Source organism: Mesorhizobium sp. LSHC420B00 (genome assembly GCF_000503055.1).
Classification (GTDB): Bacteria; Pseudomonadota; Alphaproteobacteria; order Rhizobiales; family Rhizobiaceae; genus Mesorhizobium.
Window position 1 is genome coordinate 89,047 of the sequence record NZ_AYVY01000006.1, and the last position, 23,577, is coordinate 112,623.

20 protein-coding genes and 3 pseudogenes are annotated in these 23,577 nt (G+C 61.6%); 8 read left to right on the plus strand and 15 right to left on the minus strand.

Going from position 1 to position 23,577, the window contains the following annotated elements; all coding sequences use genetic code 11:
* Nucleotides 1-153: 153 nt before the first annotated feature.
* From X760_RS51690 to argE, 3 genes are read right to left on the minus strand one after another with little or no spacing between them, the layout of a single operon-like run.
* On the minus strand, nucleotides 154-510 hold the full coding sequence (locus X760_RS51690; RefSeq protein ID WP_023718603.1) for a cupin domain-containing protein: 357 nt from the start codon (nucleotides 508-510) through the stop codon (nucleotides 154-156).
* A 14-nt stretch (nucleotides 511-524) separates the two neighbouring features.
* Entirely contained in the window at nucleotides 525-1,448 is a 924-nt protein-coding gene (locus X760_RS51695; protein WP_023718604.1) for a glyoxylate/hydroxypyruvate reductase A, read from the minus strand.
* Between the two features lie 17 nt (nucleotides 1,449-1,465).
* Nucleotides 1,466-2,590 (minus strand): acetylornithine deacetylase, encoded by a 1,125-nt coding sequence (gene argE, locus X760_RS51700; RefSeq protein WP_031193881.1) that lies wholly within the window; start codon nucleotides 2,588-2,590, stop codon nucleotides 1,466-1,468.
* Nucleotides 2,591-2,828: 238 nt separating this feature from the next.
* Here argE and X760_RS51705 point away from each other — a divergent pair, with 238 nt between their 5' ends.
* The gene (locus X760_RS51705; protein ID WP_023718606.1) at nucleotides 2,829-3,707 is read left to right on the plus strand and encodes a GNAT family N-acetyltransferase; all 879 of its coding nucleotides are present in this window, start codon (nucleotides 2,829-2,831) and stop codon (nucleotides 3,705-3,707) included.
* Between the two features lie 88 nt (nucleotides 3,708-3,795).
* Here the strand turns inward: X760_RS51705 and X760_RS51710 are convergent, their stop codons facing one another.
* From X760_RS51710 to X760_RS51720, 3 genes and pseudogenes are all read right to left on the minus strand, one after another.
* The gene (locus X760_RS51710) at nucleotides 3,796-4,635 is read right to left on the minus strand and encodes an ABC transporter ATP-binding protein (RefSeq protein ID WP_023718607.1); all 840 of its coding nucleotides are present in this window, start codon (nucleotides 4,633-4,635) and stop codon (nucleotides 3,796-3,798) included.
* On the minus strand, nucleotides 4,629-5,708 hold the full coding sequence (locus tag X760_RS51715; protein ID WP_023718608.1) for an iron ABC transporter permease: 1,080 nt from the start codon (nucleotides 5,706-5,708) through the stop codon (nucleotides 4,629-4,631). The genes X760_RS51710 and X760_RS51715 overlap by 7 nt, the downstream gene beginning before the upstream one ends.
* Nucleotides 5,698-6,806 (minus strand): annotated as a pseudogene (locus tag X760_RS51720) (ABC transporter substrate-binding protein). The gene X760_RS51715 and the pseudogene X760_RS51720 overlap by 11 nt, the downstream one beginning before the upstream one ends.
* Before the next feature lie 143 nt (nucleotides 6,807-6,949).
* On the opposite strand from X760_RS51720, the gene X760_RS51725 reads away from it, so the two are divergent.
* Nucleotides 6,950-7,762 carry a class I SAM-dependent methyltransferase gene (locus tag X760_RS51725; protein WP_023718611.1) on the plus strand — a complete coding sequence of 271 codons (813 nt, stop codon included), beginning with the start codon at nucleotides 6,950-6,952 and terminating at the stop codon, nucleotides 7,760-7,762.
* Between the two features lie 61 nt (nucleotides 7,763-7,823).
* Nucleotides 7,824-8,026 (plus strand): annotated as a pseudogene (locus X760_RS77885) (FAD-dependent oxidoreductase); the annotation flags it as partial.
* Between the two features lie 118 nt (nucleotides 8,027-8,144).
* Here the strand turns inward: X760_RS77885 and X760_RS51730 are convergent.
* From X760_RS51730 to iolG, 6 genes are all read right to left on the minus strand, one after another.
* Nucleotides 8,145-9,236: an ABC transporter permease gene (locus tag X760_RS51730; protein ID WP_023718613.1), complete on the minus strand. Its 1,092-nt coding sequence runs from the start codon at nucleotides 9,234-9,236 to the stop codon at nucleotides 8,145-8,147.
* Nucleotides 9,226-9,966, minus strand: a complete 741-nt coding sequence (locus X760_RS51735; protein WP_245278566.1) for an ATP-binding cassette domain-containing protein — start codon at nucleotides 9,964-9,966, stop codon at nucleotides 9,226-9,228. Before X760_RS51735 ends, X760_RS51730 begins: the two co-directional genes overlap by 11 nt.
* A gap of 306 nt (nucleotides 9,967-10,272) precedes the next feature.
* The gene (locus tag X760_RS51740; RefSeq protein WP_031193884.1) at nucleotides 10,273-11,238 is read right to left on the minus strand and encodes a hydroxyacid dehydrogenase; all 966 of its coding nucleotides are present in this window, start codon (nucleotides 11,236-11,238) and stop codon (nucleotides 10,273-10,275) included.
* On the minus strand, nucleotides 11,238-12,050 hold the full coding sequence (locus X760_RS51745; RefSeq protein WP_023718616.1) for an aldolase/citrate lyase family protein: 813 nt from the start codon (nucleotides 12,048-12,050) through the stop codon (nucleotides 11,238-11,240). The genes X760_RS51740 and X760_RS51745 overlap by 1 nt, the downstream gene beginning before the upstream one ends.
* Nucleotides 12,051-12,062: 12 nt before the next feature.
* Entirely contained in the window at nucleotides 12,063-13,499 is a 1,437-nt protein-coding gene (locus X760_RS51750; RefSeq protein ID WP_023718617.1) for an NAD-dependent succinate-semialdehyde dehydrogenase, read from the minus strand.
* On the minus strand, nucleotides 13,492-14,511 hold the full coding sequence (iolG, locus tag X760_RS51755; RefSeq protein WP_023718618.1) for an inositol 2-dehydrogenase: 1,020 nt from the start codon (nucleotides 14,509-14,511) through the stop codon (nucleotides 13,492-13,494). The genes X760_RS51750 and iolG overlap by 8 nt, the downstream gene beginning before the upstream one ends.
* A 108-nt stretch (nucleotides 14,512-14,619) precedes the next feature.
* On the opposite strand from iolG, the gene iolD reads away from it, so the two are divergent.
* The 5 genes from iolD to X760_RS51780 all read left to right on the plus strand — a co-directional run bounded on the left by iolD (nucleotide 14,620) and on the right by X760_RS51780 (nucleotide 20,670).
* A complete protein-coding gene (iolD, locus tag X760_RS51760) occupies nucleotides 14,620-16,464 on the plus strand; it encodes a 3D-(3,5/4)-trihydroxycyclohexane-1,2-dione acylhydrolase (decyclizing) (RefSeq protein WP_023718619.1) in 1,845 nt (614 codons plus the stop codon).
* 126 nt (nucleotides 16,465-16,590) lie between these two features.
* Nucleotides 16,591-17,496: a myo-inosose-2 dehydratase gene (iolE, locus tag X760_RS51765; RefSeq protein ID WP_031193886.1), complete on the plus strand. Its 906-nt coding sequence runs from the start codon at nucleotides 16,591-16,593 to the stop codon at nucleotides 17,494-17,496.
* Nucleotides 17,493-18,308: an SDR family oxidoreductase gene (locus X760_RS51770; protein WP_023718621.1), complete on the plus strand. Its 816-nt coding sequence runs from the start codon at nucleotides 17,493-17,495 to the stop codon at nucleotides 18,306-18,308. The genes iolE and X760_RS51770 overlap by 4 nt, the downstream gene beginning before the upstream one ends.
* A 125-nt stretch (nucleotides 18,309-18,433) precedes the next feature.
* Complete coding sequence (locus X760_RS51775; RefSeq protein ID WP_031193888.1) at nucleotides 18,434-19,504, plus strand: sugar phosphate isomerase/epimerase; 1,071 nt, start codon at nucleotides 18,434-18,436, stop codon at nucleotides 19,502-19,504.
* A gap of 32 nt (nucleotides 19,505-19,536) precedes the next feature.
* A complete protein-coding gene (locus X760_RS51780; RefSeq protein WP_023718623.1) occupies nucleotides 19,537-20,670 on the plus strand; it encodes a Gfo/Idh/MocA family oxidoreductase in 1,134 nt (377 codons plus the stop codon).
* Nucleotides 20,671-21,084: 414 nt separating this feature from the next.
* Here X760_RS51780 and X760_RS74570 read toward each other — a convergent pair whose 3' ends face one another.
* The 3 genes and pseudogenes from X760_RS74570 to folD all read right to left on the minus strand — a co-directional run bounded on the left by X760_RS74570 (nucleotide 21,085) and on the right by folD (nucleotide 23,251).
* Nucleotides 21,085-21,393, minus strand: a complete 309-nt coding sequence (locus X760_RS74570; protein WP_084642600.1) for a MurR/RpiR family transcriptional regulator — start codon at nucleotides 21,391-21,393, stop codon at nucleotides 21,085-21,087.
* Nucleotides 21,394-21,477: 84 nt separating this feature from the next.
* Nucleotides 21,478-22,362: a formyltetrahydrofolate deformylase gene (gene purU, locus X760_RS51785; protein ID WP_023718624.1), complete on the minus strand. Its 885-nt coding sequence runs from the start codon at nucleotides 22,360-22,362 to the stop codon at nucleotides 21,478-21,480.
* A gap of 21 nt (nucleotides 22,363-22,383) precedes the next feature.
* Nucleotides 22,384-23,251: pseudogene (folD, locus tag X760_RS51790) on the minus strand (bifunctional methylenetetrahydrofolate dehydrogenase/methenyltetrahydrofolate cyclohydrolase FolD).
* Nucleotides 23,252-23,577 lie beyond the last annotated feature (326 nt).

Genomic DNA, 23,577 nt, shown 5'->3' on the forward strand with positions numbered 1-23,577 from the left:
ACTAGCGTCATCGGAACAATAGTGGATCGCCCGCCGCATTTTCGGTCGAGGATGAGCCGCCCGACGGCGTCGAATCGCGTCAGGCGGAACTTGGAAAGCCGATTGTTCTGGAACCGCCGCGCGCTCTATTCGGCCGGACCTTGAGCACTGAACTCAGTCATAAACGCTGACGTAGATCTTGCGTACGGTCTCGATCGTGCGCCAGACGCCGACGAAACCCGGCTTCATCACGAAACTGTCGCCGGCGCGGTAGGTCTTGGTCTCACCGCCCTTCTCCTCGATTTCGACGAGACCCGAAACGATGTGGCAGAACTCGTAGATAGTTCCCTTGATCGAATGCGTCTCGCCGGGCGTCGCTTCCCAGACGCCGGTCAGAACTTTCTCACCTTTTGAGGCATCCTGCGCCCAGGTCTTGAAGGATGGAGTGCCGGAAATGAGCCGCTCCGGAGCCGGCAATGCCTCCTTCGGCGCGAAGTCTGGAACTGTGTCGATCGTGATCAGAAGTGACATGTGATGTTTCCTGGTTAGTAGCCGAGTGTCCGATCGACGAGGCCGATCAGTTCTTCTCCGGCGCGGTGGCGCCGGATATTGTCCACGACGGATTGTGCCGCCGTATGCGGTTGCGTCACCGAGGCGATATGCGGCGTTATCATCACCTTCGGATGCGACCAGAGCGGATGGTCTTCCGGGAGCGGTTCTGGATCAGTGACATCAAGCATCGCCGCAGATACATGACCGATGTCGAGCGCGTTGATCAGCGCGGCCTGGTCTAGTTGCGGACCTCTGCCGACATGCAGCAGCTGCGCCCCGACGGGCAGTAAGTCGAAGAACTCTGCATCGAGCATGCCGTGCGTTTGTTCCGTGAGCGGGAGCAGGCAGACGAGAATATCCGTTTGCTTCAGAAAGCCCGCGAGTTGGTCCCTGCCGTGAAAACAGGCGACGTCCTCTATCCGCTTTTCGCTGCGGCTCCACCCGGCAAGCGGAAACTGGAACGGCTTCAAGCGCTCGATAGCCGCGCGGGCCAGCATGCCAAGGCCGAGGAAGCCAACCCGGCGTTCGGCCGCCTGTCGACCGGCAATCGGTTGCCAGAGGCACCTTTTCTGCTGCTCGAGATAGGCGGGCATCTGCCGGTGGAGCGCCAACACGCCGAGCGCGACGTATTCCTGCATCATGCGTATGATGCCATCCTCGACCATGCGCACCAGCTTCACATGGCTTGGCACCACGTCCTGCTTGAACTGGTCGACGCCCGCGCCGGTGGAAAACAGCACTTCCAGATTGCGGCAGCGCGAAATCTCGTCCGGCACCGTCCAGGTAATGAGATAGCGCACCTTCTCTGGCTCCATTTCATCGCCGGAATGGAGGAATTCCAGATCCGGGATCTGGCGCGCAAATATCTCGCGGAAGACCGCGGCACGCGCGGCATCGGAATTGAAAAGAAACGCCATGGTGACCGCCCCTTCCTTCAGGCCGCAAGAAGCGCGCCGAGCCCCTCGATCATCTTCCGGCAAGCGGCGAGTTCACCGATCTCGATATATTCGTCGGCACGATGGGCACGGCCGATATCGCCGGGGCCGCAAATGACCGCATCGATTCCGGCCTGCTGATAAAGCCCGGCCTCCGTACCGAAGCTGACGGCTGCCAGCGGCTCCTGCCCCGTCAGCTCCGTCATAACGGCCGCTAGATCCCTCCCATTCGCGGGCGCAAGGGCGGGATAGGAACTCAACTCGTGCCACGCCACATCGAAGCCACTGTCGCGCAGATCGAAAAGCCGGGCCTTGACCGGCTCAAGCAGGGAGGATGGAGAAACGCCGGGCACGGCACGCACCTCGACGTCAGCGGTGCAACGGTCGGGGATGATGTTGACGGCTTGTCCACCGGCGATGACGCCCACCTGCAAGGAAGAATATGGGGGCTCGAAATTATCATCGAACGGCCCGTCGGCGAGGGATTGGCCATAGGCCACGACGTGCGTGATGACACCGGCCATGGCGTGCACCGCATTGAGTCCGAGATCGGGGCGTGACGAATGGCCGGATCGCCCGATCACCTCGAGCCGTGCGGCCGCCTTCCCCTTGTGCGCGCGCACAGGCTGCATCCGGCTCGGCTCGCCGATAATCGCGCCAAGCGGCTTCTCGCATAAGCTCGGCAACGCCGCTAAGAGGTGCGGCACGCCACGGCAACCCGCCTCTTCGTCATAGGAGAACGCGAGATGAACTGGCTGTCGCAGATTCATCGCCAAAAGTTCGGGAAGCACGGCCAATGCGCAGGCGAGAAAGCCCTTCATGTCGGTGGTGCCGCGGCCGTAAAGCCTGCCGCCCTCGCGGCGCAGGACAAACGGATCCGAGTTCCATTCCGGCTCGCCGGCCGGCACGACATCCATATGTCCAGAGATGATATAGCCCCGAGCCTGGCGCGGGCCGATCGTGACGAAGAGGTTGGACCGGTCACCCTCGGGTCCGGGGAGAACTGTCACCTCGGCTCCTGCCGCCTGACAGTAGTCGCGGATCCAATCGACGATCGCGCTGTTTGGCGTGCCCACAACAGAGGGAAATGCAACCAGAGTCGCGAGGATTTCTTCCACGTTCATGGCGGTCGCTCTGCTTGCACACTATCACCGGTCGCGACCAGCCTACCCGTATGGAGAAGTGTTCCCTGCCGAATCGCGCCGTGCTTTGGCCGAAGATTGCGAAAAAGCACCTCAAACCAGCGAAACCTGCTGGCTTTCCCCTGTAAAGATGCTGCAAAAGAGGCCTGTCGCAAACATGGCAATCGGAGCCTTAGCACCGCGTGCCTTGCGCATTCGTTGAAGGACCGGATCGACTGAGATGCAGAGATCAGTACGCCTGAAATCCTTCGAACTGGTCGCGCGGGACATTGATGATGTCGACGTCAAGCTACTGCACGCGCTGTCGATCTCAGTCCGCTGGCCTCATCGGCCGAAGGATTGGGACTTTCTGCGCCGCGCCGGCCGCGGCATTGTTGCCGTTGATGGTATTGGACGCGTTTTCGGGAGCGCGATGTGGTTTCCCCACGGGGACGATTTCGCCACCATCGGCGTAGTGATCACAACGCCGCGCACGCAAGCGCAAGGAGGCGGCCGATGGCTCATGGACTTGGTGCTCGAGCAATGCGGCGATCGCAACTTGGCACTCAATGCTACCCATGCTGCCTATCCTCTTTATGTCTCACTCGGTTTCACGACCGAGGCGATCGTATACATGCGCCAGGGGGAGGTCCCACAGACACCCCCAACAATGCCGGCCCTGGACGGTCAATTGCAGGCGCTATCGAGCGACAGGCTGAAGGAGATCACGGCGTTGGATACGCGCGCGTTTGGGACAAACCGCGAGAGGCTGCTCGCGTTGCTCGCGGCCGATGCCTCAATCTGCACTTTGAGCCGTGGCGGCGAGATCGTCGGCTATTCCATGTGTCGCGAGTTCGGGCGTGGCCACGTGATCGGCCCCATGGTCGCGCGCAACGATCTAGACGCGGTCCATCTCACAGCCGTGCATCTGAAGGAACTGGCAGGACGGTTCGCCCGCGTCGATACGCGCGAGAAGGATGGCGTGTTTGCCGCGTTTCTCCAGCAGTGCGGCCTCGGCATCGCCGAGACCGTTACGACCATGTCCAAAGGGCACCGCTTTCTGAACCGGGAAGACAATGGGCCTTGGGTCTATGGATTGGCCGGCCACGCCTTGAGTTGAATGCAAGCACACTGTCGCCTTCAACCAGCGGCCAGAGGATCAGGTCGATCAGTGCGCGCGTCGATCAACCGGCATAATTCGGTTGCCGTCACGCGGCCGGAACGGCTGCCGCTTCGAATCTGCTCCTAATCCCGGATTCGGTTTCCGCTGCCGGCATTATGACCGTCCGACGCCCATCCGCCACGCCATCCACGATGACATGGCCGATGCCGCGCGAGCAGGGCTCAATGCGCGCGTTGAGGTGATAAATGTCCCGCAGCAGATCGGATGTGATGACGTCCGGCGATGACCCGCATGCGACCAGCCGGCCGTCCGCGATGACCATTGTCTGATCGCTGAAGCGCAGGGCGTGATTGAGGTCGTGCAGGGCGATCAGCACGACCATGCCTCGCGCCTGAGCAAGTTCCCGCATGAGACCGAGCACTTCCACCTGCCGCGACAGATCGAGTGCTGATGTCGGTTCGTCCATCAGCAGGACCTCGGGCTCACGCACAAGCGTTTGTGCCAGGCTGGCGAGTTGCCGCTGGCCGCCGGAAAGCTCGCCGATGTTGCGGAAAGCGATATCGGCGATGCCGAGCGCCGCCAGGGTCTCGTCGATGCGAGCCAGATCATCGTCGCTCACAGACCAGCCCATACCCTGCTTGCGGGCGAGCAACACTGACTCATAGACGGTGAGCACCGCGTTGGCGGACGTTTCCTGTGGCATGTAGCAGATGCCGCTCTTCCCGCGAATGGCCCCCTCGACATGCATTGCTCCCGGTCCGTGCAGGAGGCCGGCGATGCGCCTGAAGAGCGTCGACTTCCCGGCGGCATTCGGACCGATCACCGCCACGATGTCTCCGCCCTCGAACGCTGGCGTCGTCACATCCCGAAGCCGGAGGCTCGTGCCGTAGCGCGCGCCGAGCGCCTCGAGCCGGATCGTCACCATGAGCGCCTCGTGCTAGACAGGATGAGCGAGATGAAGAACGGGATGCCAATGAGTGAGGTGACGATGCCGATCGGGAAGACCGTCCCCGGGATAAGCGACTTGCTGACGACCGAACTGGCCGACAGGATGAGCGCACCCGACAGGGCCGAGGCGGGCAGGAAGAAGCGTTGGTCCTCGCCGATGACCATGCGCGCGATGTGCGGGCCCACAAGTCCGATAAAGCCTATGGTGCCGACGAAGGCAACGGGGATGGCGGCGAGAAGGCTCACCAGAATCAGCGTCTCAAGCCGCAGGCGGCCGACCTTGACGCCGAAGCTGGCCGCCTTGTCCTCACCAAGCCTCAACGCCGTCAGCGCCCAGGTGCGCCGGGCGAAAATGGGTAAGACTGCGAGGAGAATGAATGTGGTGACTGCAAGCTTGGGCCAGGTGGCCTTGGTGAGGCTGCCCATTGTCCAGAAGACGACCGCCGCCAGCGCTTCCGCCGACGCGAAAAACTGGACGAGCGCGAGCAGCGCATTGAAGGTGAAAACCAGCGCGATGCCGAGCAGCACGATGGTCTCCGCGGTGACGCCGCGCTTTACGCTCAGCACGTGAATGAGGAAGGCCGCCAGCATCGCCATCACAAAGGCGTTGATCGGCACTACATATTCGACTGCGGCGGGGATAAGCCTCACCCCGAAGGCAAGTGCAAGCGCGGCGCCGAAGCTCGCGGCGGCGGATATGCCGAGCGTGAAGGGGCTCGCCAGCGGGTTGTTGAGGATGGTCTGCATCTGTGCGCCGGCCACGGCGAGCGCCGCCCCGACGACGATGGCCATCAGGGCTACCGGCATGCGGATGCCCCAGAGCACCACGCGCACCTGCTGCGGCACCGTGTCGGGAAACACAAGCGCCCGCACGACCTCGGCAAGTCCGTAGCGGGCGGGACCGACCGCAAGGTCGACGCACAGGCTGAAGAGCAGGGCAGCGCCGAGGCCGGCAAGGATCAACTGCCGCCGCCAGACGAGAGCGCGGTAACGCCCTCGTCCATCGGTGCTGTCGAGCGCGGTGCTGATGGCCGTCGATTCAATCGACATCGGTCAGCGAGACCCAGTGGCCGGGCCTGTATGCGACGGGCAGGAATTTCTCGTGCAACTCCCTGAAGGTCGCCTCGGGATCGAGATCGGCGAAAAGATCCGGATGCAGCCACTTCGCCATCTGCTGGATGGCGACGAACTGATAGGGGCTGTTGTAGAACTGATGCCAGATGGCATGCACGGCGCCGTCCTCGACGGCCTTCACGCCGGTCAGCGCCGGCCGCTCGGTCAGCGCCTTCAGCTTGCGCAGCGCCTCTGCCTCATCACGGCCGGGGCCGACGCCGACCCAGGCACCGCCCGGCACATAGGCTTCCCACGAGCCGCCGGTGACGATGATCTGATCCGGGTCGGAGGCGATGATCTGTTCGGGATTGAGTGTGCCGAACGTGCCGGGGATGATGTCATTGGCGATGTTGTCGCCGCCCGCCATCTCGACGAACTTGCCGAAATTGTCGTCGCCGAAGCTCATGCAGCAATCGTCCGAATAGCCGCCGGCGCGTTCGATGAAGACCTTGGGCCTTTCCGGCTTGGCCTTCTCGATGACGTCGGTAACGCGCGCGATCTCGGCGGCGCGCCAGGTGATGAATTCCTCGGCGCGCTCCTCCTTGCCGAACAGCTTGCCGAACAGGCGCGTGCTGGGTTCGGTGTTGGTAAAGGGACGCTCGCGGAATCGACATAGACCAACGGAATGCCGGCGGCGGCGAGCTTCTCGATATATTTGGCGTCTTCCGTGGCCTGCTTCGACTCGATGTTCATCAGGATGACGTCGGGCTTGAGCGACACCGCCTGCTCGACGTCGAAAGTGCCGTCCTTGAAACCGCCGAAGGTGGGGATCTCCGCCATCCTGGGGAATTTTTCGAGATAGGCGGCGTAGTTGTCCGGATCCGCTTGGCTAAAATCCTCGCGCCAGCCAGCGATGCGCTTGAACGGGTCCTCGGTGTCGAGCGCCGCGACGAGATAGACCTGCCGGCCCTCACCTAGGATTACCCTCTCGACCGGGACGTTCACCTCGACCTGGCGGCCCGTGATGTCAGTCACTGCAACCATTTCGGCCCTGGCGGCCAGCGTCATCGACAGGGCGACGATAGCGGCCGCCATCGTCCCTGCTGGGACCTTTCCGAAATTCATCGCGCCCTCTCTTGAAGTGGATTAGCCAGAGGTGCCTTATAAAAGATGACTTCAATTCTCAAGAAATATCTTTTAGAGCAATTCCAGACTGGTACGACGACAAGGGGTCTGGAATGGCGGGCGAGCCCAATTATTCGCTGCGGGACGAGATACGCGACTATTGGTCGACGCGCGCCGAAACATTCGACCTTTCGGTGGGGCATGAAATCTTCTCACAGCGGGAACGCATGGCCTGGCACAGGCTGATGCTCAAGCACTTGGGCCCCGGGGATGGGCGTCGCGCGCTCGACCTCGCTTGCGGCACCGGGGTTGTATCCCATCTCATGCACGACCTGGGTTATGCCGTGACCGGGCTCGATTGGTCAGAGGCCATGCTTGCCCGCGCGCGTGCAAAGGCGACGCAGAGGGAAAGCGGCATCCGGTTTCTGATCGGCGACGCCGAGCGCACCCTTGAAAAAGGAGAAAGCTACGACGTCCTCGTCACCCGTCATCTCGTCTGGACGTTGGTGGATCCGCGAGCGGCGTTCGCCGAATGGTTCTCGCTGCTCAAGCCTGGCGGACGGCTGCTGATCATTGATGGTGATTTCGTCAGTAGGACCTGGGTAACCCCTCTGCGACAAGTCCTGGAAAGGGCTGTTGGCCGGACAGTCGGGCCAGTCCACGGAGTGGATCAGGCGATGGTGGGCCGCCATCGCAGCATCCTGTCACGGCTCCACTTTTCGCACGGCGCCAAAGCGGACGAGGTCTGCGTGCTTCTCGTCGAGGCTGGCTTCGAAATACCTGTGGTCGACACCCGGCTCGGCGCGATTCATCGCGCGCAGGCGCGGCACATGAACTTCCTCAAGGTCCTGGAACGGTCGATGCAACATCGCTACGCGATCTGCGTGACGAAGCCGGCCTTGCGCATGGGTTCGCCGACACGCTGACCAGCATCGGGCATCGTGCTCCGGAGGCCGGTGGCGCCAGCCCCCAGCTACTCGGTGCCGCCTGATCTACGGCATGGGCTATTCGGGGCATGGCCGCAATTATCGACGCTGATCGGAAGTGTTTTAGCAGACATTGCAATGGGCCGCACGGATACCAATCCAATCGATGGCATGCACTGGAATGCAGTCCCGCTGCATACCGGCAGGCCGTGGTTCCTGCCGATGGTAGGCACCTATTATCGGCTAAAAGACATGCTAACTTGATTCCATCGAGAGGCCCCAATATGGCCGACCGACACCGCCAAAAGATATTTCTTCATCGATGTTCCTCCGTTTGTTGTGTTCACCTCAGGATATTCCACCGGCATAAGCCGGCAGAGCTCTAGTCACGCTTGATGGTGAAGAAGGACTTCAGCGATTTGCCGGAAGTACCCAGACCCAGAAGCACAGCGAGAATTATGAAGATGCCGACAAAGGCACCCTGCCAGTTGGAATCGATGCCTGCCATCAATAGGGCGTTGCGGATGACCTCGAGGAAGGCCGACCCGATGACCGCGCCGAAGGCTGTGCCGTAGCCCCCCATCAGGTTTGCGCCGCCGATAACTGTGCCGGCGATGACGCGCAATTCATACCCGGTGCCGACGGCGTTGATCGCCGAACCGCTATAGCCAAGCAGCAGCAGGGATGCGATCGAGGCGCAGAAGGACGAGAAAACATACGCCTGGAACTTGATCCGATCGACGGGCACGCCCGTCATGCGTGCCGCATTCTCGTTACCGCCGATCGCGAACAGATGGCGGGCCCACGCGGTGAAGATGAATACCCAGCCGAGGGCTAGCGCCATGATCACCATCACCCAGAAATGGGACGAGAACTGCGGTATCCAGTAAGGAGCCCATCCCTCCAGCGAGTGCACCGGCCACTTCGCTTGGCCGATCGCTTTCACGATCGGCGCGTCAGGTCCGAATTGGTAGAGCATCTGGTTGCCTGACAGCACCACGGCAAGGGAACGAGCGATCGACAACATGCCGAGTGTGACCACGAAGGACGGCATGCCGATATAGGCGACGAAAAAGCCGTTGAACGCGCCGCAGGCAACTCCAGCGAGAAGGCCGGAGGCGAACGCCACGTACCAAGGATAATGCCAGGTCAGTAGAAGACCGGCCACGATGGCCACGAGGCCCATGACTGACCCAACGGAAAGATCGATCCCGCCCGTAATCAACACCACGGTCATGCCCAGGCCCATGATGGCGATCAGCGCGAAATTCCGGGTGATGTTGGTTGCGTTTTCGGCTGTGCCGAAGCTCGGTTCCAACACTGCCATAAACGCGACAAGGACGAAGAGCGCGACCGAGACCCAGAAGGCCTGGCTACTTCTCAACTTCTGAAGCGCAGTTTGTTCCATGATGCCGACGACGTCGGCAATCGAGGCGTGGCTTTCCTGGATCGCTTCGGGTTGACTAGGCTGCACGGATCGCTCCCGTGATTAGTCCGGTGATTTCTTCCGGAGATGTCTGAAGGGTGGGTTTGTCGGCAACCTTCGTTCCGCGCCGTAGAACGACGATGCGATCGCACACGGCAAAAACGTCTGGCATGCGGTGGCTAATCAGGATCACCGCGACACCGCGCGCTTTCATGCGCCGGATCAATTCCAGGACCTCAGCAACTTGGCGCACGGAAATCGCAGCGGTCGGTTCGTCCATAATGACGAGTCTGGCGTTGGACAAACGGGTCCGTGAAATCGCAATTGCCTGGCGCTGACCGCCCGACATTTTTTTTACGAGATCGCGTGGCCGCGTTTCTGACTTCAGTTCGCTGAACAGCTCCGCGGAGCGATCGATCATCGCCTGCTTATCGAGTATTCGGAAAGGCCAGATGCCCTTTTTGAGTTCTCGGCCTAGAAACACGTTCTGCGCGGCGGTTAGATTGTCCGCCAGCGCGAGATCCTGATACACGACCTCGATCCCCTCGGCGCGAGCATCGAGCGGCTTATGGAAGTGGCAGGCCTTGCCGCCGACTCTGATCTGCCCTTCGGTCGGGGGAAAATTTCCCGAAATCAGTTTGACCATTGTCGACTTGCCGGCGCCGTTGTCCCCCATCAGGCCGGCCACTTCACCGGGTTCGATCGAAAAGCTGACGTCGGACAGCGCGCGGATTGCTCCGAAGCTTTTGCCGACGCCCTGCACTTCAAGCAAAGACACGTGGTTCATCCTCCCGTGGACCGGCGGCTCTTGGAGTCTCGCCTCGCCTCATTTTGCAACGGAAATTGCATATGAAGTTCTTGTGCAACAATGCTTATTGCAGAGTTTTATAATTTGCAACAACTATTTTGATGTCAATTAACTAACTGTTTTTAATATGATATGTTTTTGCGCGACTTCATGCGGAATCGCTTTCAAGCGATTGCCCAATTGCGGCATCTGCTTTGTTGCAACGGTTTCCTGTTGCACCGGACTGACAGACCTTGGGTAGCGGCTTCCGGTGGTTGCTTAGCGGCTGCGATGCTATCAATGGCCGTTCAGCTCTTTGCCGTTGACCACGAGCATCGGGTCGATCCTGCTCTCGAAGAAATCGAGCACATTGCGCACAGCTGACACGGCCATCCGTTCACCGCATTCGGCGGTGAGGCCGGCAATATGCGGCGACAGGATCACCTGATCGCAGGACAGAAGCGGATTGTCGGCGGCGGGGGGTTCCTCGTCGAACACGTCGAGGCCAGCGGCCGCCACCTTGCCAGACGCAAGGGCTGCAAGAAGTGCCTTTTCGTCGACGACGCCGCCGCGCGCGGTGTTCACGAGCCAGGCTCCCGGCTTCAGAAGGGCGAACTCGCGCTCGCCGATCACAGGAGCATCGCCCTTGGGAGCATGGACGGAAATCGCATCCGCCCATTGAAGGGCCGACGCCAGATCGGAGACGGCTTTAGCAGGGCCTTCCGGCCATCCGATTTTTTCGAGATACGGATCGTAGGCGGCGACTTCCATGGAAAAGGCAGCCGCCATCTTCGCGAGATGCCGGCCGATGCGGCCGTAGCCAAGAATCAGCAGGCGCTTGCCGGCCAGTTCCGAAGCTTCCAGCCGGTTGCGCCAATTCCACACACCCTCGCGAACTGACCGGTCGCCGCGCACAGCATGCTTGGCGCAGGCAAGGAGCATCATCATCGCGTGCTCGGCGACAGATATGGAATTGACGTCTCCGACGACGGCGAGCGTGATCCCACGCTTGTTGAGGGACGGCAAATCGACAGAGTCGTAGCCGACACCGTGGCGGGACACGATCCGGAGCCTGTGCCCCATCTCAACGGTCGCCGCCGAGAGAGGCTGTGTGCGGATCACCAGCCCGTCGGCCTTGTCGATCAGCGGGGCATAACTTGGCTCGGAGACTTCCTCCACGTAATCGTAGGTGATGCCGGCGGCCTGTTCGAGCAAGGAAATTCCAGCCGGATGGAGTTTCCCGGCAACTAGAACATGCGGCATCAGTACCCTCCCTTGGAACCGGCGCTGACGCTTGATCCGCCCGTGAGTTCCCTGAACTTTTTGACGTTCGCTTCCGCCGCACCGGCCAGCATGCGCACGTCGTTGGAGACGGTGGTCATGTTGTAGCCCCACCCGATCGCACGCGCCGCGTAAGCCGGAGTTCCACAGTGCAATCCCGCGGCTATGCCGGCTTTTTTGCAGGCCGCCACGATATGCTGGATGGCCTCGATCATCTCCGGTTCTTCGCGGTCGAAGGCAGGCGGCAAGCGGCCCTGGGTCATGCCGAGGGTCAGGTCGGCCGGACCAACGTAGATCCCGTCCAGTCCAGGGGTCGAAGCGATCGCGTCGAGATTGTCCATCGCCTCGGCCGTCTCAACCATGGCAAAGGCAAGTATCTCGCCATTGGATTCAGAAGCGTAATTGGCACCGGCCGCGAAATTCACACGTGTCGGACCAAAGCTTCGGCTGCCGAGTGGCGGATAGCGCACGTAGCTGACAAACTCGGCCGCCTGTTCGGCGGTATTCACCATCGGACAGATGACGCCGTAAGCACCTGCGTCGAGCACTTTCATGATGATGCCTGGCTCCAGCCAAGGCACCCTGACGAGCGGCACCGTAGCGGAGGCACGCATCGCCTGGAGCATTAGCAGCAGGCCGCTGTAATCGAGCGCTCCATGTTGGAGGTCGACGCCGATGCAGTCGTAACCTTGCGCCGCCATGATCTCGGCGGTGAAACTGTTGCCGATCGAAAGCCAGCCATTGATGGTGGGCTTCCCATCGGCCCAAAGCTGCTTGAGCCTGTTCTTGATCATGAAAAACGCTCCTTAGAATACGATATGAGCCAGCTTGGTATCGAGATAGTCCCGGATACCTTCCGCGCCGCCTTCCCGGCCCATGCCGGAATGGTTGGTCCCGCCGAACGGCGCCTCGGAAGCCGCTAGCGCAAAGCTGTTGATGCCGACCATTCCGGCCTTGAGCGTCGCGACAACTCTGCGGGCGCGCCCCGCATCCCGGGTGAAGGCATAGGCAGAAAGCCCCATCTTCGAGGCGTTTGCCCGACCCAGGACCTCCTCTTCGGACGAGAAACGGGTGATGGCCGCGATCGGACCAAAATTCTCCTCGGCAAACACGGTCATGTCGTCAGCAACATCGGTAAGGACCGTCGGCTCAAAGAAATGACCGGCGTTGAACGCCGGCGAGCGGCGGCCGCCTGCGGCAATCCTGGCACCGGCCTTTTCCGCGTCGGTAACGATTTGTTCGATTTCGTCGGTCCTCCTGGCATTGATCAAGGGGCCCATCTGCACCGTCGGATCGAGACCATCACCCAGCTTCAGGGCCTTCGCCCGCGTGACGAACCCGTCGACGAAAGCATCATGGACCTTTTCGTGGATGAAAAAGCGGTCTGGCGTGACGCAAACCTGCCCGGCATTGGCGAACTTCGTGGGCACGGACACGTTGAGCGCGCTTTCGATATCCGCGTCGTCGAAGACGATGAGAGGCGCGTTACCGCCAAGCTCCATCGACACCTTCTTCACCGTATCGGCTGCGTCGCGCAGCATTTGCTGCCCGACCCGTGTAGACCCGGTCAGCGAAACCTTGCGCACAAGCGCCGACGCCATCAGCGGCACGTAGGTTGTGGCCGTGGACCCGACGAGAAGACCGACCGTGCCTGGGGGGAGCCTGCCCGCACGCAGGCAGTCGATCATCACCATCGCGACCCCTGGCGTCTGGCTCGAAGGCCGAAGGATGGCCGAACAACCGGCGGCAAGCGCCGGGGCGACCTTGCGGGCGACGAGCGCGGCCGGAAAATTCCATGCCGTAAAGGCCGCCACGACGCCGATCGGCTCATGCAGCACTTCGAAGCGACCTCCGGGGACACGGCTCTCGATGATACGGCCATAAACACGCCGAGCCTCCTCGGCGTACCACCGGAACTGATCCGTCGCCAGAACCCACTCGCGTTCGGATTGGGCAATGGGCTTGCCCGTCTCCAGCGTAATCATGCGGGCGGCTTCGTCCTTGCGCCGGCCCATTTCGTCGGCGATAGCGTGAAGCGCGTCGGCGCGCTCGAACGCGCTCTTTGCTCGCCAGGCAGAAAGGCCACGTTCGGCGGCGGCCAAGGCAGATTGTGTATCGTCCAGCGTCGCGGTTGGAGTGTCGCCCAGTGAGCGTTCGGTGACGGGACTGGCTACGGTCGCCGTGCTTCGGTCGGAAGCGGCGCGCCATTCACCGTCGATGAAAAGTCCGTATTTGTCATACATTGCCGTCACCGATCTCGCTGGTGCTGACCACCCGACGCTCTGCGACAGATTTGATCGCTGCTTCGGCGAGGACCAGCGCAAGGCGTCCGTCCTCGAATACGACCGACGGCTGGCGTCCATTTTCGATGGCGTCGACGAAGTCGTCGATTTCAGCGTTGAACGCTTCCCTGTATCGCTCGATAAAGAAGTGAAGGTATGGCTGCGCCCGATCGCTCAGCCCATCGGCATAGATACGGGCCTCATGCGCGCGTCGGTTCTCGGAAATCGCCATGCCGGCCGATCCGAAAGCCTCGACGCGCTGATCGTATCCATAGACCGCGCGTCGTGAGTTGTTGATGATGCACTGCTTGCCGCTGGCGGTGCGCAAAACCACGGTCACCGTATCCCAGTCATTCGTCTCGGCCATCAGGTCCGGGTCGACCAGCCGGCTGCCGGTCGCAAAGACCTCAACGGGCTCTTCACCGAGCATGAAGCGAGCCATGTCAAAATCGTGGATTGTCATGTCGCGAAATATGCCGCCGGACACGCGTATGTAGGCAGCTGGCGCCATGCCAGGATCCCGCGACGTGATGATCACCTGGTGGCGCTCGCCGAGCTCGCCACTCTGGAGAGCCGCCCGCACCGCAGCATGCCCGGGATCGAAGCGGCGGACGAAGCCAATCATGATGGGCAGCTTGCTTCCACGGATGTTCGCGGCACAGCGATCGACACGCATCAGGTCAAGGTCGATGGGCTTCTCGCACAACACTGGCTTTCCGGCCGCCACTGCCCGCTCAATGTAGTCGACATGGGTATCGGTGGCCGTCGCGATCAACACGGCGTCCACATCGTCCGTGTCAAACATGGCGTCGGCCGAGTCCAACGCGGGAAGGCCGAGCATGGCTGACACTTCGTCGGCGGCGGCGCGATTGACGTCATACACCGCCGCCAGTTTCGTTCGTGGGTGTGCAGCGATATTGGCCGCATGCATGCGCCCGATGCGCCCGCAACCGAGCACGCCAATTCTCAGCATTGCATTCCTCCGCAACAATATTTTTGCAATGATCGTTGCAAAGAGGTTGATTTGTCAATGGCTATTTCGTAATAGTCTGCACAACGGAAATTCGCCAGGGAGGAAGCGATGACGAAGACCATTCGTCTGACCATGACGCAGGCGCTCGTGCGCTATTTAAGCAATCAATTCACCGTTATCGACGGCAGCAAGGCTCCGCTGTTTGCGGGCGTGTTCGCCATTTTCGGTCACGGCAATGTCACCTGCCTGTCCGAGGCCTTGGAGGCCGCGCAGGACGTCCTGCCAACATGGCGCGGCCAGAACGAGCAGTCGATGGCACTGGCTGCGATCGGGTTCGCGAAAGCGAAGCGCCGGCGCCAGATCATGATCGCCGCTACCTCTATCGGCCCGGGCGCTCTGAACATGGTGACCGCCGCAGGCGTCGCCCATTCAAATCGGCTTCCGGTACTGATGCTTGCCGGCGACACCTTTGTCAGCCGCCGGCCGGATCCGGTGATGCAGCAGGTCGAGCACTTCGGCGATCCTACAGTAAACGTCAACGACGCGTTCAAGGCGGTGACTCGCTACTGGGACCGTATTGTCCATCCCGAACAGATCATCTCCTCGCTGCCCCAGGCGGTCGCGGTTCTGCTTGATCCGGCCGACTGCGGGCCGGCTTTCATCGCCCTTCCCCAAGACGTGCAGGAGGTCGTCTGGGATTATCCCGAGTCCTTCTTCGAACCCACGGTCCATGCGATTCCGCGCCCCCGGCCGGATCGCGCGCGTCTCGAAGAGGCGGTGCGTCTTCTCAAGGCGGCAAAGCGTCCGCTGATCATTTCAGGCGGCGGCGTGCGTTACTCCGGTGCGGAGGCTGCTGTTGCGAAATTCGCCGAGGCGCGCGGTATTCCGCTTGCCGAAACCATCGCCGGTAAGGGCACGGTGACGCACGACCATCCTGCCCATGTCGGGCCCATTGGCATCGTCGGCTCGACATCGGCGAACGCGCTTGCGGGTGAGGCCGATGTGATCCTGGCCGTCGGCACGCGGCTCATGGACTTCACGACGGGATCGTGGAGTGCGTTCAGCCCCGACGCCAAATTCGTCTCGATCAACGCCGCGCGGTGGGATGCCACGAAGCACCGGGCTCTCGCCGTGGTCGGCGATGCGCTGGAAACCATCAACGAGGTCGAGGCCGCGCTCGGTGACTGGAAAGCCGAAAGCGGCTGGACCGAAAAAGGCAAGGTCGAGTTTGCCAAGTGGAACACCGCGCTCGACGGATTCCAAAAACCCACGAATGACCCGGTTCCGACTTACGCGCAGGTCGTCGGCGTGGTCAACGCGAAGGCCGGCGAGCGGGATCTGCTGATCACCGCGGCAGGCGGGCTTCCCGGGGAAGTCATGAAGAACTGGCGCGTGAAAGAGCCGAACACCTTCGACTGCGAGTTCGGATTTTCCTGCATGGGCTATGAGATCTCAGCCGGATGGGGTGCGGCGATGGCGGATCCGAGCCGCACGCCAATCGTGATGATCGGCGACGGCACCTACATGATGATGAATTCCGACGTCTACTCATCGGTCCTCGCCGGCCACAAGATGATCCTGATCGTCTGTGACAATGGCGGTTATGCGGTGATCAACCGGCTGCAGAATGCCAAGGGCGGCGCGTCGTTCAACAACATGATCAAGGATTGCCGGGTCAAGGAGCCGTTTTCGGTCGACTTCGCCAAGCACGCCGAGGCCATGGGCGCCCTCACGCGGCGGGTAGAGAGCCTTGCCGATCTCGGCCAGGCTGTGGAGTGGGCCAAAGGGACGGATCGCACCACCGTGATCACCATCGTCTCCGATGGCTACACCTGGACACCCGGCGACGCCTGGTGGGATGTCGGCGTGCCGCAGGTCAGCGAGCGGGCCGAGGTGCGCGAGGCCCATTCGGTTCAAGCCGAAGGCCGCAAACGGCAGCGCATCGGAGTCTAGGTTTTTCGGACGCCCCCTGGGGCGTCCTCTGCCGGAACGATGCCACACTCCCTGAGCATTGTTCCGGCAGTTTTTTCGCGGCGCCAAAAGTGGGCGGCGGCAGCTGGAATGATGATGGAGATCAAGATGAGAGCCAAGCTCGGCATCGCGCCGATCGCCTGGTGGAACGATGACCTCGCCGAATTGAGCGACGACGTTTCGCTGGAGGAGTGTCTGCGGCAGGCCCGTGAGGCCGGCTTCACCGGCATGGAGACCGGCCGCCGCTTCCCGATGGACGCGGCGGTTCTCGAGCCCATTCTGAGGCAGCACGGCATGAGCGTCTGCGGCGGCTGGTTCTCCGGTCTGCTGCTTGACGGCGATATCGAAGCGGAGAAAGACCGCATCGCCCAGCAGATGCAGCTCTTCAAGGCCGTCGATGCCCCCTGCATCGTCTACGGCGAGACTGCAGGCACCATACAGGGTGATCGCTCCGCGCCGCTTTCCACCAAGCGGCGGCTCTCGGAAGACGAGATCAGAATCTATGGTCGCAAGATGACTGCCTTCGCCGAATGGTGTTCGGACGAGGGCATGCCGATTTCCTACCACCACCACATGGCCGCGCCGATCGAGACCGAGGAAGAGCTCGACTTCCTGATGAAACATTCCGGCGAGGGTCTGGCCCTGCTTTACGACGCCGGCCACATGGCCTTTGCCGGCGGCGACGTGCTGCGGGTGGTCGACAAGCACCACGCCCGCATTTCGCATGTACACACCAAGGATATCCGCCAGGCAGTCGTGGACGGGCTCGACCGCACCCGGGAAAGTTTTCTCGACGCGGTGGTCAAGGGAGCCTTCACCGTGCCCGGCGACGGCTCGCTCGACTTCGAGGCGATGATCAAGCGCTTGGCGAGCCACGGCTACGAAGGCTGGTTCGTCGTTGAAGCCGAGCAGGATCCCGTCAAAAGCCCGCCGCTCGAAATGGCGAAGATAGGTCACAAGGAATTGCTGCGCGTCATGGCCGCGGCTGGCTACACAGTGGAGGACAAGGCATGAACCGGATGGATGGTAAGATCTGCGTCGTCACCGGATCGACGCAAGGACTGGGCGCGGCTATCGCTCGCCAGCTCGCCCGAGCCGGAGCCGCTGGCGTCGTCACACTTGGTCGTAACGAAACCAAGGGCCGCGCGGTGGCCGCAGACATTTCGCACGCCACGGGCGTGCCCGTGCACTATGTCAACGCCGATCTTGGCAATGTCGAGGATTGCCGCCGCGTGATCGCGGAAGCGGAGCGCGTTTTCGGAAGAATCGACGTGCTGGTCAATGCAGGCGCGCGGACGGACCGAGGCACGATCCTCGACACATCGCCAGAATTGTTCGACGCCCTGTTCGCCGTGAATGTACGCGGACCTTATTTCCTCATGCAGGAAGCCATCCGGCACATGATCGGCCATGGCATCGAGGGTGCGATCTGCAACATCGGCTCGATTTCGCAGCAGGCCGGCCAGCCCTTCATCAACGTCTACTGCGCCACCAAGGCGGCACTGGCGACACTGACCCGCAACACGGCATTTTCCGTCATGAAGAACCGCATCCGCGTCAACCAGCTGGATATCGGCTGGATGGCGTCCGACCACGAGCGGGAATTGCAGGCGAGCGAGAAGGGCGATCCCGACTGGGAAGCGAAAGCCGTTGCACACCTGCCCTTCGGACGCCTGATCGACCCCCGCGAGGCGGCACGAGCGGTCAACTTTCTCGTTTCGGACGATGCGGGTCTCATGACGGGTGCGGTGGTGGATTACGACCAGACCGTGCTTGGCGCCGCACCCGGTCCCATGGCCGTGCCTGAGAAGGCGATGGCGCTCTGAAGCCATTGGAACCGTCGAAGCGGAGACGGAAAAGAAAGCAGCTGCCCTGTGAGGACCCACATCACTCTTCTGGGCGGCTCCGATAACGGATGAACCGGCGGCCCTGCCGCCAGAAGGAGAGCAAGATGCGGACCATTAAGGGGCCAGCTGTGTTTCTGGCTCAATTCGCGGGCGACGAAGCACCGTTCAACAGCATCGAGGGATTGGCCGGCTGGGCCTCGGCCAAGGGCTTCAAGGGCGTGCAGATACCGACCTGGGACAAGCGCGTCATCGATTTGAAGCAAGCGGCTGAAAGCCAGACCTATTGCGATGACTATGCCGGCAAGCTCGCCGAACACGGCCTGGTTGTCACCGAACTGGCGTCGCATCTGCAAGGTCAGCTTGTGGCCCTGCATCCCGCCTACGATCATCCGGCGGATTCCTTCGCCGCACCCGAGGTGCGGGGCAATCCGGCCGCACGGCAGGCGTGGGCAGTCGAGCAGCTTCATCTCGCCGCCAAGGCGTCGAGGCGTTTCGGCATAGACCGCCATGTCACCTTCTCAGGTTCGCTGCTGTGGCCGTTCCTCTATCCCTATCCGCAATGGACGGATGGGCTGATCGACGACGGTTTCGATGAGCAGGCTCGGCGCTGGCGGCCAATCCTTGATGCCTTCGACGAGAGTGGCGTGGACCTGTGCTACGAAATCCATCCTGCCGAAGACCTGCATGACGGGCTGACCTTCGAGATGTTCCTGGAGCGCGTCGGCAACCATCCGCGCTGCAACATCATGTACGACCCCAGCCATCTCGTGCTGCAGGCGATCGATTATCTCGCCTACATCGACCACTATCACGAGCGCATCAAAATGTTCCACGTCAAGGATGCCGAGTTCCGGCCGGACGGTAAGACCGGCGCCTATGGCGGCTTCCAGCCCTGGATCCGGCGCGCCGGCCGCTTCCGCTCCCCAGGCGACGGACAGATCGACTTCAAGGCGATTTTCTCGAAACTCTCCGGCTACGACTTCGACGGCTGGGCGGTGCTCGAGTGGGAATGCTGCCTCAAGAATTCAGAGGACGGCGCGGCTGAGGGAGCCCGCTTCATCGCCGATCACATCATCCGCGTTTCCGAACGCGCCTTCGACGACTTCGTCAAGGCCAGTGCGGACCGCACGATCAACGATGCCATTTTAGGTATCGACAGGGGGGCACGCTCGTGACTGCTGATTTTCAGCGACCGCTTCGGCTCGGCATGGTCGGCGGCGGCGAAGGCGCCTATATCGGCAACATCCATCGCATCTCCGCCCGGTTCGATGGCGCCTTCCAGCTTGTAGCCGGCGCGTTCGACGCGGATGCAGCGCGCGGCCACCGCTTCGCGGCAACGCAAGGTATCGATCCCGCCCGATCCTATGACGACTTCAAGGCCATGATCGCCGCGGAAAACGATCGCGAGGATCGCATCGACGTGGTGGCGATCTGCACGCCAAACCACACCCATTTTCCGATCGCCAAGGCTTTTCTCGAGGCCGGCTACGAGGTGATCTGCGAAAAGCCGCTGACTAACACACTCGAAGACGCGATCGCGCTCGAGCAGCTGGTGCGCGAGACCGGACGCTTCATGGGCGTGACCTATACCTATTCGGGGTATCCGATGGTGCATGAGGCGCGCGAGATCGTGGCAGCAGGCAAGCTTGGCGCGATCCGCATCGTGCAGGTGGAGTATCCCCTGGAATGGATGGCGACGGCCATCGAGACCGCCGGCAATGTCCAGGCCGCCTGGCGCACCGACCCGAAGCGATCGGGGCGTGGCGGCTCGATCGGCGACATCGGCACGCACGCCTATCATCTGGCTGGCTTCGTGACCGGGCTGAAGCTGGAGTCCCTGACAGCAGACCTCGCTTCCTTCGTCGAGGGACGCGTGCTTGACGACAACGCCCATGTGCTGCTGCGCTACGAAGGGGGCGCGCGAGGGCTGCTTTGGTCGTCACAGGTCGCACTCGGCTGCTCGAACGGGATCCGGCTGCGTGTCTTCGGCGAAAAGGGCGGGTTAACCTGGTTCCAGGAGCAACCGAACGAGCTGATTTTCTCACCGCTGTTCGGTCGCACCGAGACCATCAAGCGGGGTGCTGACGATCTGAGTGAGGCAGCGAAGGTGCGAACCCGCACACCGCCCGGCCATCCCGAGGGCTATCTGGAGGCCTTCGCCAATCTCTATCGCGGCTTTGCCGAAGCCATCCACGCCCGTCGCGAGGGGCGCAAGGCAGCGGCAATAGGGTTGAACGTGCCGACCGCTTATGACGGGCTGAAGGGTGTGGCATTCGTCGATGCAGTCGTCGATAGCGCCGAAGCCGAAGGGCAGCCATGGCTGAAACCTCACGCCGTCTGACAGGCCATCGGGGGTGCGCCGACGCAAGGTCGGCGGGCCCTCAATCCTTCCGGGGAGTCTGGGTCAAAACTCAAGTAGCTGGCTACCCAAGTGGTCAGGATGGAAGGGGAGTTGCCCGCTGCCGGAACGAGAAGTTAGCGCCAATGGCGGCCGTTCGGAGGCATGTTCCGGAATGACTTCATTGGGGCTGGACGGGGAATGGCAGCTCTCGTGCTACTGACCTTAGAGAGCGGACCGTAGGTGGGGTGGACGTCGTCACCACCTGACCTTTTCTAGCATTGAGTTCCAGCCGGTCTGCGGCGTAAACGGAACGCGATCATGCCGCCGGCGCTACTCAATGCGATTTGATTAGTCGGCATAGCAATCTGACGACCAACGCTAGCTCTGCACGCGTGTCGAAGATTTTCAGGCTGGTCAACCACGTTCGTGGCTTGGCGGCAAAGGACGCCCGCCCCGAACGCGCATACTATCCTGAAAGAACTTCTTCATCTCGCGAAAAGCGGAGAATCCAAAACAGCGGGCAAGCCTTGTCGGCGCAGTAGTGCCCACGCCACAGCGGCGGGCAATCGCGGCCGCGCTTTCAAATGCAATGATCTCCGGCTTTTCAAGTGCTTGCCGAGCTACCTTCTCGAGAGCGGGGGTCAATCGAAGCTCGCGCTTCGCGATCGCAGTTTTGATCTCATCAAGACATTTGGGTCTGTGTGCAAGTACAGGCGATTTCATCCGAAACCCTCCAGACCTTCGAAGAATCGGTAGCCAGCTAGCCCTGAAATCCAGCCCATGACGGCAAGGCGTTCACGAGCCACGTCAGCCCAATCGCTCTGAAGCAAACGATCCAGGCGACGCGGGGAATACGACGGTCTTGTTCCCGTTGAGGAAAACCCGACGATGGATATGGGCGTGGATTGCCCGGGCGAGCACCTGTGCCTCGACGTCGCGGCCGAGGCTGACATAGTCCTCGCTGGACTGCGCATGCGTCACGCGGATCGTGTCCTGCTCGATGATGGGTCCTTCGTCCAGGTCAGCCGTCACGTAATGCGACGTAGCCCCGATCAGCTTCACACCTCGGTCGTGGGCCTGTTTGTACGGATTGGCGCCTTTGAACGAGGGCAGGAAGGAATGGTGGATGTTGATGATCCGGCCAGACATTTTCTGGCACATCTCGTCCGAGAGAACCTGCATGTACCGCGCCAGGACGACCAACTCGGCGCCCGCGTCCTCGACCACGCGCATCTGATGTGCCTCTGCCTCGGCCTTGTTCTCTTTCGTTACCTTGATGAGGTGAAACGGGATGTCGTGGTTCACGACGACCTTCTGGTAGTCCATGTGATTGGAGATCACTCCGACGATGTCAATCGGAAGCGCTCCGATACGCCAGCGATACAGAAGGTCGTTGAGGCAATGGCCAAACCGCGAGACCATTATGATGACCCTGCGCTTGACGCTCTCGTCGAAGAATTCCCACTCCATGCCGAACTGCGAGGCGATTGCTTTGAAGCCCGAACGGAGTTCTCCCAGCCCCCATCCGCCTTCGGAGCGGAAGCTCACCCGCATGAAGAAGTTGCCGGTGTCGGCGTCGTCGAACTGCGCGCTGTCAGTAATGTTGCAGGTTTGGTCGGCGAGGAACGTCGAGATCGCCGCGACAATCCCCCTGGTCGAGCGGCATTTGACGCGAAGTGCAAAGTTCAACATTGGCTCTCTTCCTGGGCGGACTTACGCCTGAAGGCTGCGGCGGAACGCCGTCAGCGTATTGGAAAGCAGGCAGGCGATCGTCATGGGGCCGACGCCGCCAGGGACCGGCGTTATGGCGCCGGCGTGGGCCGCCTCTGCGAATGCGACATCGCCCACGAGCTGCGGCTTACCGTCTCGCGTCACGCGGTTGATGCCGACATCAATCACGACCGCACCTGGCTTGATCCAATCGCCTCGGATCATCTCTGCCCTTCCCACTGCTGCCACCAGGATGTCGGCTGACCGGCGCCAGATCGCGGGTATGCGAGTGCGCGATGGTGACGGTGCAGTTTTCGGACAGCAGCAACTGGGCCATCGGCTTGCCGACGATGTTGCTGCGGCCGATGATGATGGCATGCAGTCCGGACAGGTCGCCGAGCCTTTCCTTCAGGAGCATCAGGCAACCAAGTGGTGTGCACGGCACCAGCGCCTCCTGGCCGGTCGCCAAGCTGCCGGCATTTTGGATATGAAATCCATCAACGTCCTTGCTCGGCACAATGGCATTGAGCACGGCGCTTGCATCGATCTGCGGCGGCAACGGGAGTTGCACGAGGATGCCGTGCACTGCGGGATCGCCGTTCAGCTTCTCAATCAACCCGAGGAGGTCATCTTCGGTGGTCCGCACGGGCAGCCGGTGCTCGAAGGAAGCCATCCCCGCGGCAATAGTCTGGCGATGCTTTGAGGAGACATAGACGGCGCTGGCCGGATCGTCACCCACCAGTACGGCCGCCAGACCAGGCACCAGGCCGGTCTTCGCTCTGAGTGTCGCAACATCAGCGGTGACCTTGCCCGCCAGAACGGCCGCAGCGGCCTTCCCGTCGATGATCATTTCAGGACGTGGACTTTCCATGGCAAATCCTGTTTTCCAAAACGCTAGATACTGCCTGCACCGGTTCCGAATGACGAAGCCGGAGGGCCCATGCTTTCTGATCCGGCAAGAGTCCCGACGTTTGGTGATCCGCCGGCTCAGCCCAGAACGCTCGCTAGACTGACGGGGGCACCGGTCTTCGCCGACACCGTTGCTGCCTCTGCCATCGCCAGCGCGGCAATGCCGTCGTCNGTCGTCTAGGGTGACGGGAACCGCCTTGCCACCATTGACTGCCTCGACAAAACCGGCCCATTCGGCGGCATAGGCCGGCATGTAGCGCTCCAGGAAGAAGTAGGTCGGCTTGGCCC